Origin of the sequence: Paenibacillus thiaminolyticus (assembly GCF_007066085.1) — a bacterium.
Lineage (GTDB): Bacteria > Bacillota > Bacilli > Paenibacillales > Paenibacillaceae > Paenibacillus_B > Paenibacillus_B thiaminolyticus.
In genome coordinates this window covers 5,427,240-5,442,345 of the sequence record NZ_CP041405.1, presented here as the reverse complement: position 1 = coordinate 5,442,345, position 15,106 = coordinate 5,427,240, and the positions used below count along the sequence as shown (strand labels likewise).

General features: G+C 55.1%; 13 protein-coding genes. 2 read left to right on the top strand and 11 right to left on the bottom strand.

Annotation, left to right across the window (positions count from 1 at the left end; all coding sequences use genetic code 11):
- Positions 1-13: 13 nt before the first annotated feature.
- The 10 genes from hemC to lonB form a co-directional block, all read right to left on the bottom strand.
- Positions 14-934: a hydroxymethylbilane synthase gene (gene hemC / locus FLT43_RS24135; RefSeq protein WP_087441143.1), complete on the bottom strand. Its 921-nt coding sequence runs from the start codon at positions 932-934 to the stop codon at positions 14-16.
- A gap of 157 nt (positions 935-1,091) precedes the next feature.
- On the bottom strand, positions 1,092-1,733 hold the full coding sequence (locus FLT43_RS24130; RefSeq protein WP_087441144.1) for a precorrin-2 dehydrogenase/sirohydrochlorin ferrochelatase family protein: 642 nt from the start codon (positions 1,731-1,733) through the stop codon (positions 1,092-1,094).
- Positions 1,734-1,748: 15 nt separating this feature from the next.
- The gene (locus FLT43_RS24125; RefSeq protein WP_087441145.1) at positions 1,749-2,564 is read right to left on the bottom strand and encodes a cytochrome C assembly family protein; all 816 of its coding nucleotides are present in this window, start codon (positions 2,562-2,564) and stop codon (positions 1,749-1,751) included.
- Between the two features lie 27 nt (positions 2,565-2,591).
- On the bottom strand, positions 2,592-3,977 hold the full coding sequence (gene hemA, locus FLT43_RS24120; RefSeq protein WP_087441146.1) for a glutamyl-tRNA reductase: 1,386 nt from the start codon (positions 3,975-3,977) through the stop codon (positions 2,592-2,594).
- Positions 3,978-4,166: 189 nt separating this feature from the next.
- Positions 4,167-4,706 (bottom strand): S-adenosylmethionine decarboxylase, encoded by a 540-nt coding sequence (locus FLT43_RS24115; protein ID WP_087441147.1) that lies wholly within the window; start codon positions 4,704-4,706, stop codon positions 4,167-4,169.
- A 155-nt stretch (positions 4,707-4,861) separates the two neighbouring features.
- Positions 4,862-5,260 (bottom strand): adenosylmethionine decarboxylase, encoded by a 399-nt coding sequence (gene speD, locus FLT43_RS24110; protein WP_087441148.1) that lies wholly within the window; start codon positions 5,258-5,260, stop codon positions 4,862-4,864.
- Positions 5,261-5,563: 303 nt separating this feature from the next.
- Positions 5,564-6,145 (bottom strand): non-ribosomal peptide synthetase module, encoded by a 582-nt coding sequence (locus FLT43_RS24100; protein WP_087441149.1) that lies wholly within the window; start codon positions 6,143-6,145, stop codon positions 5,564-5,566.
- Positions 6,146-6,384: 239 nt separating this feature from the next.
- The gene (gene yihA / locus FLT43_RS24095) at positions 6,385-7,008 is read right to left on the bottom strand and encodes a ribosome biogenesis GTP-binding protein YihA/YsxC (RefSeq protein WP_087441150.1); all 624 of its coding nucleotides are present in this window, start codon (positions 7,006-7,008) and stop codon (positions 6,385-6,387) included.
- Between the two features lie 1,009 nt (positions 7,009-8,017).
- A complete protein-coding gene (gene lon / locus FLT43_RS24090) occupies positions 8,018-10,345 on the bottom strand; it encodes an endopeptidase La (RefSeq protein WP_087441152.1) in 2,328 nt (775 codons plus the stop codon).
- Positions 10,346-10,434: 89 nt separating this feature from the next.
- Positions 10,435-12,165, bottom strand: coding sequence for an ATP-dependent protease LonB (gene lonB, locus FLT43_RS24085; protein WP_087441153.1), 1,731 nt, complete (start codon positions 12,163-12,165; stop codon positions 10,435-10,437).
- Positions 12,166-12,439: 274 nt separating this feature from the next.
- Between lonB and FLT43_RS24080 the strand changes: the two genes are divergently transcribed.
- Both FLT43_RS24080 and FLT43_RS24075 read left to right on the top strand, forming a co-directional pair.
- Complete coding sequence (locus FLT43_RS24080) at positions 12,440-13,459, top strand: M23 family metallopeptidase (protein WP_087441154.1); 1,020 nt, start codon at positions 12,440-12,442, stop codon at positions 13,457-13,459.
- 38 nt (positions 13,460-13,497) lie between these two features.
- Positions 13,498-13,911, top strand: a complete 414-nt coding sequence (locus FLT43_RS24075; RefSeq protein ID WP_087441155.1) for a bactofilin family protein — start codon at positions 13,498-13,500, stop codon at positions 13,909-13,911.
- A gap of 61 nt (positions 13,912-13,972) precedes the next feature.
- On the opposite strand, the gene ispG is transcribed toward FLT43_RS24075, so the two are convergent.
- The gene (ispG, locus tag FLT43_RS24070; protein ID WP_087441156.1) at positions 13,973-15,070 is read right to left on the bottom strand and encodes a flavodoxin-dependent (E)-4-hydroxy-3-methylbut-2-enyl-diphosphate synthase; all 1,098 of its coding nucleotides are present in this window, start codon (positions 15,068-15,070) and stop codon (positions 13,973-13,975) included.
- Between the last annotated feature and the right edge of the window lie 36 nt (positions 15,071-15,106).

Here is a 15,106-nt window from a genome sequence, read left to right as displayed (position 1 = left end):
GAAATCTCCCCTTTTAAGGCAGCATCCGGTCCGCGCCGCGATCCAACAGCCGCTGAGCGACCGCAACACCGAGCGATTCGGGATGTTCCCCTTCCATCGTTTCTCTCAATATCGTTCCATCTTCGGCAGAACCGACCAATCCGGTCAGCCGCACCGTTCCTCCGGACCCGACGAGCTCTGCATGCGCGCCGATCGGCACTTGGCAGCCGCCGTTGAGCCGCCCGAGAAAAGCCCGTTCCGCTTGCACCGTGCGGGCGGTATCCGCATCATGATAGCATTCCAGCAGCTTGCGCAGATCTACATCCTCCTCGCGGCATTCGATGCCGAGGGCGCCTTGCCCTACCGCGGGCACGCATTCCTCCTCGGACAAATAGGAGGTGATGCGATCCTGCCATCCCATGCGATGGAGCCCGGCCGCCGCCAGTACAATGGCATCCAGCCCCTCCGTCTCCAGCTTGCGCAGGCGGGTGTCGATATTGCCGCGCAGCGGCTCAATCTTCAAGTCAGGCCGCAGTGCCTGCAGCTGACAGGAGCGGCGCAGACTGCTCGTGCCGACGGTTGCGCCCTGCGGCAGATCGTGGAAGGAGCTTCCCGCCTTCATAATCAAGCCGTCGCGCGGATCCTCCCGCTTCGGAATGGCTCCAACCATAAGCCCTTCCTGCAGCTGCCACGGCATGTCCTTCATGCTGTGGACCGCCATATCGATCTCGCGATCCGCCAACGCCTGCTCGATCTCCTTCACGAACAATCCCTTGCCGCCGACCTTCGATAACGTAACGTCCAGGATGCGATCCCCTTTGGTTACGATTTTCCGAATCTCGAACCGGTAGGGCAAGCTCTTCCGCGCGCAGATCGCCTCCAGCGCGGAGATGACATGGCCGGTCTGGGTAAGCGCCAAGGCGCTTTGCCGGGTTCCAACGATAATTGTACGCATATGAATCCTCCTTATTGCCTGCCTGATAGCCTGCTATTCCTGTTCGGCAGCTGCTGCCCCACCCTCACGGCGCCTTGCCGTTCGGCTCCGCTTTCGCGCCAGGCGGTTCTTCCTTACCAGGCGCTCCATTCGTGCCACACGAACGCGGCGTACCCGGTCAACAGCGATCGAGCCACTCTTCCCAGGCGGGAGCTTCCTTGCCCTGCTCATAGGCCTCCCAGCAGTCGCCAGCATACCGGCGCAGCAGCTCGTGCCGGCGCTCCGGCGTCTCGATGCAGGCTTTAGTATCCCGGCGGGCCGACGAGAGACGGGCTGCCAGATTGGCCAGCCCGTCATCTACTTGCCCTGCCAGCTTCGCCGTCAGCCGGCGGGTCAACGTCGGGCTCGCTCCGCCCGCGTAGACCGCCACCTGAATCATCCCGTTCCGCGCGGAACCAGGGTTGGCGAAGTCGCCGCCCTCCGGATGATGCGCCACATTGGCGAGCGCTCCGGCCCGGTGAGCATCCTCAGCCACCTGATCGTTCACGGCCGGACGGTCTGTGGCCGCGAATACGAGCAGGGCGCCCTCCACATCGGCCGGCTTGTATTCGCGTTCCTGATGAACGATCCGGCCCTCATATGCTAAGCGCCCAAGCTCCGGCGTCACCCTTGGGCTGACCAACGTGACATCAGCGCCGCTGGCTAGCAATGATGATACCTTGCGCGCGGCAACAGACCCGCCTCCGACCACGACGCACCGGCGCCCGGTCAGCCGAAGCATTATCGGATACAGCGGACAGGACTCGTCCGTATGCTCCATATTCCCAACTCCCATCTAGCGGTGAAATGCGGATAAGGAATTCAAGCTGAAATTCAACACCATAAATGCATAACATCCTACATTCCACAAGGCGAGCCGAAATCCTGTCAGCACGGCACGGGATCTTATCCAAAAATAGGAAAAATAAAGAGCAAGGGCGATCAAAGTAAACCAAATCTTGAAATCGGTCAAAAGCTCGATCCGGTTGCCCAGCAAGACAACGCCGATGGCGACTGCCAAGGAGAGCAGGAAAAACGGTATCCCAACGATGACGGCAAAATAAGACATTCGTTCCATCCGCTCCAGGCTAGGCAAGCGCCGCACCGCTTCCGACCATTGCTTTCTCTTGAGGCGATGGTGCAAAAAGACGTACATCCCCGAAAAGATCGCGCCCACGGTCAAAGACGCGAACCCGCAGGCGGCAAGCGCAATGTGAAAGACAAGCAAATTGTGCATCATCTCCCACTCCACCATGACAGAAGAAGACGTCGGATCATTCAGCATATTGATAATCAGCAGCGCAAACCCGACCAGATTGACAAAAAATACGACATACTCGATAGAAAAAAAACGGTTGATCGCCAAGGACGCCGTCACGAGCAGCCAAGAGAACAGAAACATGAACTCAAAGCTGCTGATGATTGGGACATCCTGATGGCGGATAATGCGCACGACAAGAAATATCGTCTGCAGCACCCATACAAAAACAAGAAGCCCTGTGCCCATCCGCTTCGCTCTCCGATTCCTCCCCACGGTATCGGAAAAATAAAACAGAAGGCTCAGGGCATATGTGTAAATAATCGCATCGTAAATCCAGCTATTCGTCAACATATGAACCCGCCGCCTCCTGAACGCCGTCTACCAAGTTACCGCGGCCCATGACAGAACCGGCTTGGTTCGTTCCGGCTCTTCATCGCGCCGGGAGGAAAGCGCGGCAGATTCCCGCTTCGTTCCCTTGTCCGGCTCAGAAGCAACCATCGTCTCTTCCAGGGCGAACAGTTGGGTAAACAGATGAAGCGCCTCTTCCCCGTTCTTCTCTGCAGCAAGCTCCTTCAGCTGCAAGATCGGATCATGCATCATCTGGTTCAGCATGCTCTTCGTGAGACGGCGAATCAGCTTCGCCTCCCGCTCGGACAAGTCCGGAAGCTTGTTGAACAGGCTCTCCAGCGTATCTTGATGGATACGCTCCGCCTTCGTCTGCAGGGCGCGGATGACCGGCGTCACGCCAAGCATCTTCAGCCATTGGCGATATTCATCCAGCTCGCTGGCAATCATCGCTTCAATCTTGGCGGCTTCCTTGCGGCGCTGCTCCAGATTGCTCTCCACGATGCCTTCCAGATCATCGATGTCGTACAGGAACACATTCGACACGCCGCCGATCTCGGGATCGAGATCCCGCGGCACGGCGATGTCAATCAGGAAGAGGGGACGCGATTTGCGCAGCTTCATCACCCGCTCCACATCCTGGGCCGTCATGATGTACTCCTGGGCTCCGGTCGAACTGATTACAATATCCGCGTCTCGGAGGAACTTCCCGGCATCCTCTAGCGTCCCGGCCCGGCCATGGAATTGCTCGGCCAGCTCCCGGGCGCGCGAGAACGTGCGGTTCACGACCATCACTTCGGCCGCGCCGTTCGAATACAGATGCTTAACGGTCAACTCGCTCATCTTGCCCGCTCCGAGAATCAATACCTTCTTGCCCTGGAAGGAGCCGAAAATGCGCTTGCCCAGCTCGACCGCGGCATAGCTGACCGAGACCGCATTGTCATTGATGTTCGTCTCGGCATGGGCCCGCTTGGCCATCGTAATGGCCTGCTTGAACAGCGTATTGAACCAGGTGCCGGTCGTTCCTTCCCGCTGCGCGAACAAAAAGGCCGAACGAATCTGCCCCAAGATCTGTGTCTCGCCGATAACCATCGAATCGAGACCCGATGTGACCCGGAACAAATGCTCCACCGCTTGATCGTCTTCATATATATATAAGTAAGGCGTAAATTGCTGCCTTGGAATTCCGAACCATTGCTCCATGAAGCTGCGGATGAAATAACCGCACATATGCAGACGATCGACGACAACGTACATTTCAGTGCGGTTGCATGTCGACACCATCACGCATTCCATGACGCTCTTCGTGTTCCGCAGTTGCCGGATGGCCTCTTGCCAATCCTTCTCCGGCAGCGCGAACTTCTCCCGTATCTCCACAGGCGCCGTACGATAATTCATGCCGACGACCACGATGTGCATTGCCCATTCACCTGCTTTTGATAAAATTTTGAATATTATCAATTGATAATCATTATAACATAGTTGAACATGCCCGTCGGAGCGTAATTTGAAGATATTATGAAATGCATGTCAAAATTAGTCTGTACTTCCCGTGCGAACCTTATACTATCATTCCTTGCGAGGGATGTCACGCAAAATGATTGATTGCTATTCAGGATGGAAGTAATGCTCCAGCGTCTCGGCGAGGCGCTGATCGGCCGCTTGAAGGGCCTCGTTCTTCGAACCGATAATCTTGCCTGACGAATGAAGCAGGCCGGAGTAGCAATCCGATAGCTGAGGCGCGATGGCGGCCGCCTGCTCGAGAACCTCCCGCTCCAGATCGGTCAATTGCCGATCGCCGCTAATCTGCAGGACCGTGATGAATTCGACGAACCGGCTTAGACCGGGAAGCGGGGCCAGCCGGTCGCCGCCAACTGCCCGGACAAGCCGTTCATGTGTATAGTTGGCCGAATAGGCGACCAGTTTCACTTTATTCAGCGGAGCGGTCGACTCGTACCGCTTCGCCTCCTGCATCGTTCCTTGCCATAAGCTAATCTGGAACTGGGCAACCTCATACAGCATCGTTAGCGGATCGGATGAAGTGTGGGACGGCTTCAACATTCCATACAACTGGATGGCAGGCCACAGAACGAGCAAAAACAATAATACGGCCAGGACAGGGCCGGTCCGAAATTGGCGTGGTCTCATCGAATTCTCCTATCCATAGTGGTTTACTTTAATCGTATGGGAAGGCAGAAGGACAAATAACCATAGATGCGGACATCCATGGTTATTTGCGGCAAAATAAAAAAACCCGTTCCCTGCATCATCGCAAGCAAACGGGCTGAACGCCATTTTCCATTTTATACGAATTGCTGTACATTCATGTCTGGTGTGACGACTTCCATTTCCCCGAGGCCGCGAATCAGCTTCTTGGCGTAGGTACGTTCCGGTTTCAATACAGAGACCAGGTAATCAATGGCCAACTGCGGATCGACGGTCTCGCCGCAAGTGTAACAATCGATGGCTGCAAATCCACGTTCAGGATATGTGTGGATAGAAAGATGACTTTCAGACAACATGACAAGGACGGTTGCCCCTTGTGGTTCAAACTGCTTGGATTGAACGGACAAGACGGTTGCTCCACACGCCTCGGCGGCTTCAACCAGCTGGGTCTGCAAATATTCCGCATTATTCAGCAAATCAAAGTCGACTCCCCATGTGTCAACAGCAACGTGTCTTCCGAAAGTTGAGTATTCCATCTTTCGGTTCCCCCTTCCTAGGAATAAAATGTTGTAAAAATTTCATCCGCTAGGACCTACGTCATTCACTTCTCGAGGGAAAAATCTCTCGCAACATGCAATGTCCTGAGTGAATCCTGGTTCCTATATTGTTTTCAACGAGATTAAAAATAACATCTTCCGCACATAAATGCAACCCTTTTTTTCGGCAGCTTGTCATCCTGCTGTAGTACGGTCATCCGTTCTTCCTGCAAGTACAAAAGAACCCTGCACTCCCATAAGGAACGCAGGGTCTTCAGCAGATGATCCCTTGATCGTATGCTTCTATGCTTCAAGTATGAACAATTGATGTGCGAGACGGCTTAAATGCGCGTCGATGTGTTGGACCAATTCGGTGGAATCCGCCTGATTCCGCTCATCCAACAACATATTCACCTGCTTCTGCAAGGAATCGATGCGAAGCTCCACGCCGTTCTTCTGGAACATCTTCTGCAGGTCGCGCACGGTATCCTTATGCTCGTAAATGATACGCGACTCTTGCTGCTTCCGTTCTTCAATCTTGCGTACTGCACCGTCTTCATAATAATAAGTCATCGTAAATCCGGCAAAGATGCGATTGACTACCGCTTCGCCACGGAATGTCGCCACAAGCTTATGCATCACTTGCGTCAATTTCGGATGAACCAAGCGGCAAGACGTTACACAGACATACCGATTGCCTTGCTTCTCGAACAGGAAGGTAATCTCATCACCCTGGCCGTCCTCAAGAACTACCTCTTGATTGCCGTTCTCCAATACTTTTACCCCAACGGAATACAGGGCAAGCGACTGTAAAAATCGGGTCAACTGAGCTTCCGTCAACTGCAAACTGGCTTTCACATACTCTGTGGCTAACCGCCGAGCCATACAAACTCTCCTTAATTCGTTTTTACTGCATGAAAATCATACCCTTATTATACTACAGCGCTAATATGAATTCCTGTTTACAAGCCGCCAAATACGAGTGGATTTTTGAAAAAAACGCAATCAGCCGGAATTGAGCCAATATTTCTCCCATGATCCTCACTAAATAACTGTTCCAGCGCAGTCTCCCTCATGCGCTCACCGATTTTTTGGGCAATAGCCTATCCAGCCGGCGTGCATAATTATTCATCCGGATGCAAATCCTCTTGCTCCGTCTCCCCGGACGATTGATGAGACAGAATGATATCCCACAACTCCTCCCGGCCCTGACCGGTCTCAGCTGAGAACAGAACAAGCGGCGTATCCGCGTCCAGGCCGAGTGTTGTCCGAACCTGCTTCAAATGCTTGGGCCAGCGGCTCTTCGACACTTTATCCGCCTTCGTGGCGACGACGGCGACCGGCACCTCATAATGGGTCAGCCACTGGTGCATCATGCAATCGTCCTCGGTAGGCGGATGCCGCAGATCGACGACGAGCATTACGAGCCGCAGTGCGTCGCGTTCGCGGAAGTAAGCCTCAATCATTTTGCCCCAAGCGGCGCGCTGTACTTTGGACACTTTGGCATAGCCGTATCCCGGGACGTCGACGAAGTACATACTATCATTAATCCGGTAATAGTTAAGCTGCTGAGTCTTGCCCGGCTGCGAGCTGGTACGGGCCAGATTTTTACGCATAATCATCTTATTAATGAGGGACGACTTCCCCACATTGGAACGGCCAGCAAGACCGATCTCCGGAAAACCGTCGTCCGGATATTGGGCCGGACCGACCGCGCTAATAATAAATTCAGCATTCGTAATCTTCATATTCCGTGCTCCCTTAACGATGTATATCTGTCTTAATCGTGCCTCTATTGTACACTACTTCAACGACTCTGCACAAAGCGCCTCCTTGCGAAGCGAATCCGGATTGCCCTGCCTGAAGGCTGCCACTTCAGGCAGCAGCCCTAAAACATGATTATGCAGCCCCAATCACGTGGTTGGGCTGATTCTAACCGTGCAACCTGTGCTCTTGTGCCCACCCACTGGCTTCCTTATGTGAAGTCTCCCTTGCGCTCAGGGGGTGCTGCATCCTTTTGGCCAGCCTCCCCAACACTCAAGAGTACAACATCCTTTTGGCCAGTCTCCCCGGTACTCAGGGCACGGCTTCCTTTTGTCCAGTCTCCCCAACACTCAGGGGCACAACATCCTTTTGTCCAGTCTCCCCAGCTCTCAGGGTACGTCTTCCTTTTGGCCAGTCTCCCCGGCACTCAGGGCACGGCTTCCTTTTATCCGGTATCCCCAACGTTCAGGAGAACCTTCAACCCAACAAATCAATTCGGTTTCGCGCATTTCTCGATGAGTTAGCAAGCGGAACGGCGCATGTTATTATTTGGTAAACCAACCTACCTACATTCGTTTATTTAACGAAACATCTGTCCTTGGCATTCCTATTTTCTAAGGAGAACTATTTATAAACGAACTACCACAGTTATTTCTCTGTCCTGTGCTAAGGGGATATTGGTCATAAGAAGCCAGCGGGGGACTTCGGCTTCCTGCGCCACGGGGATACTGGCCATAAGAGGTTGAATAGAGGTTGAAGAGAAGCAGTCGGCTTTCTGGGCGACAAGCCCCATAGAGTGTAGTAGCCGCGCAGCTTCGGTACCGAAAAATACCGTCCGGATTGGTGCCGGACGGTACGTGATGGCGCGAGCGCCTATATTCGACTATTCATCAATTAGGATAAATATGCGTTCATCGCTTCCTCGGCCTGCTCCTGGGCCACCTCTTTTGAGGCTCCCGCTGCGCGATGGCCTAGGACTGGGCTTACCTGCCCTTATTGCTCCAGCAAGGCATGCTGCAGCACTTCATCCATGTGCCCCGCCGGTATGAATGTCATCTCCTGGCGCACGCTCTCCGGAATATCGTTCAGGTCCCGCATATTTTCGGCGGGGTAAATGACGGTCTTGATGCCGGCGCGCAAGGCGGCAAGCGACTTCTCCTTCAAGCCCCCGATCGGCAGAACCCGGCCGCGGAGCGTAATCTCCCCAGTCATCGCGACATCCTTCGAGACATAGCGGTTCGTCAGCGCCGAGACGAGAGCCGTCGCCATTGTAATCCCCGCCGATGGGCCGTCCTTCGGAATCGCTCCTTCGGGCACGTGAATATGAATGTCGGCCTTCTCATGGAAGTCGGACTCCAGATTGAATTCGGCGGCTCTGGAACGGATGTAGCTGAACGCCGCCTGGGCGGATTCCTTCATCACGTCTCCCAGCTTACCGGTCAGCAGCAGCTTGCCGGTGCCCGGCACGACGCTCACTTCGACATTGAGTGTGTCGCCGCCCACCTCGGTCCAAGCAAGTCCGGTGACCGTCCCCACCTGGTTATGCTGCTCCGCCAGGCCATAACGGTATTTAGGAACACCCAAATAGCCGGTCAGCTCATCAGCTTGAATCGTCACTTCCGTTGCGCCTTCCGATACAATCATGCGCGCGGCTTTGCGGCATAGCGCGGCTAGCTGCTGTTCCAGCTGCCTTACGCCCGCCTCCCGGGTATATTCCCGGATGACCCGGCGCACGACGCCTTCTTCGACATGCAGCTGGCCTTCCTCCAATCCATGCTCCCGCTTCTGCTTCGGCAGCAGATGGCGGGCCGCTATCTCGAGCTTCTCCAGCTCTGTATAGCCTGAGAGGGAGATCATCTCCATCCGGTCCAGCAGCGGACGCGGAATATTATGTACTGCATTGGCTGTCGTGACGAACATAACATGAGACAAATCGATCGGCAATTCGACAAAGTGATCGCTGAACGCATTGTTCTGCTCCGGATCCAGCACCTCTAGCAGGGCGGAAGCCGGATCTCCGCGGAAATCGGAGGCCATCTTGTCGATCTCGTCCAGCAGCAGGACCGGATTCATCGTCCCGGCATTCTTCATCGCTTGCACGATGCGTCCCGGCATCGCACCCACATAGGTGCGCCGATGGCCACGGATCTCCGCTTCATCGCGCACGCCGCCCAGCGAGATACGAATGAACTGGCGCCCAAGCGACTTGGCGATGGAGCGGGCAAGCGAGGTCTTCCCGACCCCCGGAGGCCCAACCAGACACAGGATCGGACCCTTCATCCGCTTCACCATCTGCTGCACGGCCAAGTACTCCAGTACCCGCTCCTTCGGCTTGTCGAGCCCGTAATGATCTTCATCCAAGATGGATTCCGCCTTGCGGAGATCAAGATCGTCTTCCGTGCGCTTGGACCATGGAATAAGGAATAACCAGTCAATATAGTTGCGGATTACCGATCCTTCCGCCGAAGTGGAAGGCATTTTCTCCAGACGATCGATTTCCTTCTGGATTTTGTCCTTTACCTTGTCGGGAGCTTCCAGCTCAGCCAGCTGGGAGCGCAGATCTTCGATCTCGCCTGCACGCCCTTCTTTGTCGCCGAGCTCCTTCTGAATCGCCTTCATTTGCTCCCGCAAGTAATATTCCTTCTGCGTCTTCTCCATCTGCTTCTTGACGCGCTGGTTGATCTTCTTCTCCAGCTCCAGCACTTCACTCTCATTGTTCAGCATTTGGAGCAGCTTATTCAACCTCTCGGCAGCAGAGACGGTCTCGAGCAGTTCCTGCTTATCCTTCATCTTCAACGGGAGATGGCTGGCGATGACATCCGCCAGACGCCCCGGTTCCGCAATATCGGTCACGGCCGTCAGCGTCTCCGGCGTCACTTTCTTCGACATATGGACATAGTTCTCGAACTGAGTCAATACCATTCGCATCAAGGCTTCGGTCTCGGATGATGACCCGTGATCTTCATCCTGCAGCGGAGTCGCGTGGACCTCGTAATATTCGTCATTCGGGACATATTCTGCGATTTCCGCACGCTCTACGCCTTCGACCAACACCCGGATGGTGCTGTTCGGCAGACGAAGCATTTGGCGCACCTTGGCTATCGTTCCAATGCGATAGATGTCTTCCTGAGACGGCTCTTCGATGCTAACCTCGGACTGGGAGCACAGCAGCAGCATCTGATCCTCCATCATGGCCTGCTCCAGCGCCTTGACCGATTTGTCACGCCCGACATCAAGATGAAGCACCATGCTCGGGTATACGAGCAATCCTCTCAGCGGCAGAAGAGGCAGACGCCGACTTTTTATAGGTTTAAGCCCCATCGATCGCACCCCCATGGTTATGCTTGTTGTAATTACACATGTAACCAATATTTTATCAAATGTTCAAGCAAAACTCCAATTTCCTGCCCTCATCCCTTCGAATCAGGATGGGCCCCCTTCTCGGATGCTTCCGCATGAAGCAGCGGCATCGCCGTCCCTGCTGCCCGTTCATATGGCTTCGCCGCCGGATGCGCCCCCTCCTCCATCACATGGCCGAAGGTATGAGCGAACGCTTCGTCCACATGCTCCATCGGAATGACCTGGAGCCCTCCCTCCAGATCGGCGAATATTTCCAACCAGTTCTCCTTCGGGATAAGCACGCGTGTCGCACCGGCCTGGAAGGCTGCTTCCACCTTCGCCAGCACGCCGCCAACCGGCTTGACCCGGCCATGGATACTGATCTCCCCGGTCATCGCCAGCTTGTTGTCTACCGGCCACTCATTCATCGAGGACGCGATGGCAATAACCATTGCTACCCCGGCCGACGGGCCGTCAACCGGCGATCCTCCCGGGAAATTGATATGCAGATCGTAATTGGACGGTTCGTAGCCGAGGCTGCGCAGCACCGTAAGCACATTTTCCACCGAGCCTTTAGCCATGCTTTTGCGGCGCAGGGTGCGGCTGCCGCCCCCCAGTTCCTCTTCATCGACAACGCCGGTAATCGTGTAGGTGCCGGTGCCGTTTTTGACCCGAATCGAATTCACCTCAATCTCCAGCAGGGCGCCCATGTTCGGTCCGTAGACAGCCAACCCGTTCACCAGGCCAATCTGCGGCTCGGCTGGTACCTTTCTGTCCGGACGCGGCGGAATCTGGCTGCTGTTCGCGACCCATTCCACATCGGCGCCTTCAATGGCCGAACGCCCCTCCGACATCGCAAGACCGGCAGCGAGCTGGATCATGTTGACCGCTTCCCGGCCGTTCGTGGCATAGCGCTTCACCATATTGACCGCAGCTTCGGACGGCGGAAATCCAATCTTGCGCACTGCATGCTCCGCAATCGACTCAATTTCCGCAGGCAGCAGCGGGCGGAAATACACCTCCATGCAGCGGGAACGCAGCGCAGGAGGCAGCTCCTGCGGGGAACGGGTCGTCGCGCCGACGAGGCGGAAATCGGCCGGAAGGCCGTTTTGGAAAATGTCATGGATATAAGTCGGAATATTGGAATCCTCCGAATTGTAGTAGGCGCTCTCCAGAAATACTTTTCGATCCTCCAGCACCTTCAGCAGCTTATTCATCTGAATCGGATGCAGCTCGCCAATCTCATCGATGAACAGCATGCCCCCATGCGCCTTCGTGACGGCGCCCGGCTTCGGCTGGGGAATGCCGGCGACGCCCATCGCTCCGGCTCCCTGATAGATCGGATCATGAACGGAACCAATAAGCGGATCAGCGATTCCCCGCTCGTCGAACCGGGCGGTCGTCGCATCGATCTCGGTGAATTTGGCTTCCTTCGTAAATGGAGAGCTTGGATTCTTTTTGGCCTCCTCCAGCACGACGCGGGCAGCGGCCGTCTTGCCGACGCCGGGCGGGCCGTACACGATTACATGCTGCGGATTCGAGCTGCATAGCGCGGCCTTGAGCGCCTTCAACCCGTCACGCTGTCCGACGATGTCGTTCAGCGTTGTCGGTCTCGTCTTCTCCGCCAACGGCTTCGTCAACGAGATGGAACGCAGCTTATTCAGCTTATCCATCTCCTTTTTCGATTCGCGGTCGACAGCAGTCCGGTTGCCCTTCTGGTTGCGCAGCAGATTCCAGAAATATATCCCGATTACAACGGCAAAAAACGCGTTAATCAACATCAATATAATACTTAAATTCATAGTTTCATCCTCCCGTAGCAGCCCCATGGCGCAAGAAATCCGGTAAAGTTCAATACTTGGTAGTATTACCCTTAGCCGGATGCATTATAAGTGGCTGCCGATGAGGGAATGAGAAATGATAAGCTCCCTGCAAGGCAAATATCTGTTATATCGTGAACAATCGTCAAAACTTGCCAAGAAATTGGTTACATTTAACTGCTGCTCATGTACAATAGGAGTGTTGTAGAAGATCGTTTTGTTTTCCCGATTATCCATCTCAGGAGGATAGTGCAATATGTCTACGAAGCGCAGCCAGCGTTGGACATGGATGCTGATTCGCGGGGCTGATCGCCCGGCGGTTCAATTCAGCATTCCGGCGCTGCTCATCACGGTTGCCGGCATTGCGATCATTGTATCGATTACGGCAGCGATAATTCTTTTCATCGCCCAGACGGCATCGTTGCATACCATGCGCGCGGAGCAAGCGAAGCTGGAATCAGATATCACCGAGAAGCAGGAGCAGCTTGCGACCGCCCGCCGCCAATTATCCGCGCTTATGACCGAATCGAACCGGATGAAGGAGCGAATGGATCAAGTCGCGCAGTGGGAGCAGCAGCTGCAGCATTACTTGCGCGTCTCCGGAGAAGCGGTACCGTCGCCGGCAGGCTCTTCCTCCGGCAAAACATATTCGTTCGGCGAAGCCGGCCAGCTTCCTGTGGGCGGTGAATATATTCAGAAGCTGTCCGATGATGCGCAGCCCTCTGATTCCCGCCTTTATCCGCTGACTGTTCCCTCGAATTCGTTGGCAGATACGCATCGGCAGTTACGCCGGATGGAAGCGACATGGCGAGACTGGATGACAACAATTCCCGCCCTGTTGGCGCAAGCGGAGACATTCAAGCAGCGGCTCGATTCCACCCCTACATTCTGGCCGACGGACAGCATCTATATTACGTCTCGCTTCGGCAGCCGCTCCGACCCGTTCTATGGAGGCAGCGCGTTCCATGCCGGCCTGGATATTGGAGGGGACAAGGGCGATCCCGTCTACGCCGCGGCAGACGGCAAAGTCATCGCCTCGAATTTCGACAAGATGAAGGGCAACTACCTTATCATCGATCACGGTTCATCGCTGACCACCCGTTATCTCCATCTCAGCGAGCGCAGCGTCCGTTCCGGAGAGCAGGTGAATAAAGGGCAGAGGATCGGCAAGATGGGCTCGACTGGCAGAAGCACCGGGGCTCACCTGCATTTCGAGGTCCGCCAAGGTGAAGAGGCGGTCGATCCCGCCATCTATATCGGACCCGGAGATAAGTAGAAAAATGTCAGATGACAGGATAAGAGAGGGGCAGAAACATGTTTTCCAGAAATGAAAAAAGATCGCCTGGTACTGACACGTTAATCGGTCAGGCAACTACATTGGAAGGAACGGTAGATTGCGAGACGGATCTCCGGATAGAGGGGCGCATTCGCGGCTCGATCCGCTGCAGCCGCAATATTACGATTGGGGAGACGGGCGTTGTCTTCGCTGACGTGGAAGGAGTGAGCGTCGTTATCGCCGGCTCGCTGACCGGTGATGTGATTGCCTCCGGCTCCCTCCTCATCGAATCGACCGGCCAACTGAACGGCAATGCAACCTGCTCCGCCTTCATTATTAAGGATGGCGGGCAATTCAATGGAACGAGCTCCATGGGCGAAGCGAAGAAGGCCTCCGCTTCCGTCTCGCACGATAGCGGCGCGGCCGTGTCCGCCAGCGAGAGCGCCGTCTAGTCCGTACATACGAACAAGAAGCCGGCGTAAGATACGCCGGCTTCTCTGTATATCGATTCGCTTAATGCTTGCGCCCCGGAATCTGACCGGTCCGCTCGTACTCCGCGACAATATAATCGATTTCTTTTTTCAATTCCGCGACCATTTCCGATTCAGGCACTTTGCGGATCATCTCTCCGTACCGGAACAATAATCCCTCGCCGCGCGCCCCGGCAATGCCGATATCTGCCTCGCGAGCCTCGCCTGGCCCGTTAACGGCGCATCCGAGCACCGATACTTTGATCGGCACCTTGATCTTCGATATATATTCTTCAACTTCATTGGCAATCGAGAACAGATCGATGTCCAGACGTCCGCAGGTCGGACAAGAAACCAGCGTCGCCGCATTCGAGATCAGCCCGAACGATTTGAGCAATTCGCGGGCCACCTTCACTTCCTCGACCGGATCGGCGCTCAAGCTGACGCGCACGGTAGAGCCGATGCCAAGCGAGAGCAACGCGCCGAGACCGGCAGCGCTCTTGATCGTCCCGGAGAATAGCGTTCCGGCTTCCGTAATTCCCAGATGAAGAGGGTAAGGAATGACTTCCGCAGCCTTCGTGTAAGCAGCAATGGCCATCGGCACGTCCGAAGCCTTGAGCGATACGATAATATCGTGGAAATCCAGCTCTTCCAAAATTCCGATATGAAACAGCGCGCTCTCAACCATCGCTTCAGGCGTTGGATACCCGTATTTCTCCAGCAGATGATGTTCCAATGAACCGGCATTGACGCCGATCCGGATCGGAATTCCCCGTTCTTTGCATGCTTGGACGACGGCTTCGACTTTGTGACGGCGGCCAATATTGCCCGGGTTGATGCGGACCTTGTCGATGCCGTTCTCAATCGCCTTCAACGCCAGGCGATAGTCGAAATGAATATCCGCGACAAGCGGTATCGAGATCTGCTTCTTGATCTCCTTGATCGCTTCCGCGGCTTCTTCATTGTTCACCGTGACGCGCACGACCTGGCATCCCGCTTCTTCCAGCCGGTGAATCTCGGCTACAGTCGCCTGAACGTCCGCCGTCTTCGTGGTGCACATGCTCTGAATGATGACGTCATTGCTTCCGCCAATCGTAACGTTGCCTACTTGTACAGGTCTTGTCTGATGTCGCAAATACATATCATTCTCTCCCATGCCGGAAACGGACGGAAAAGC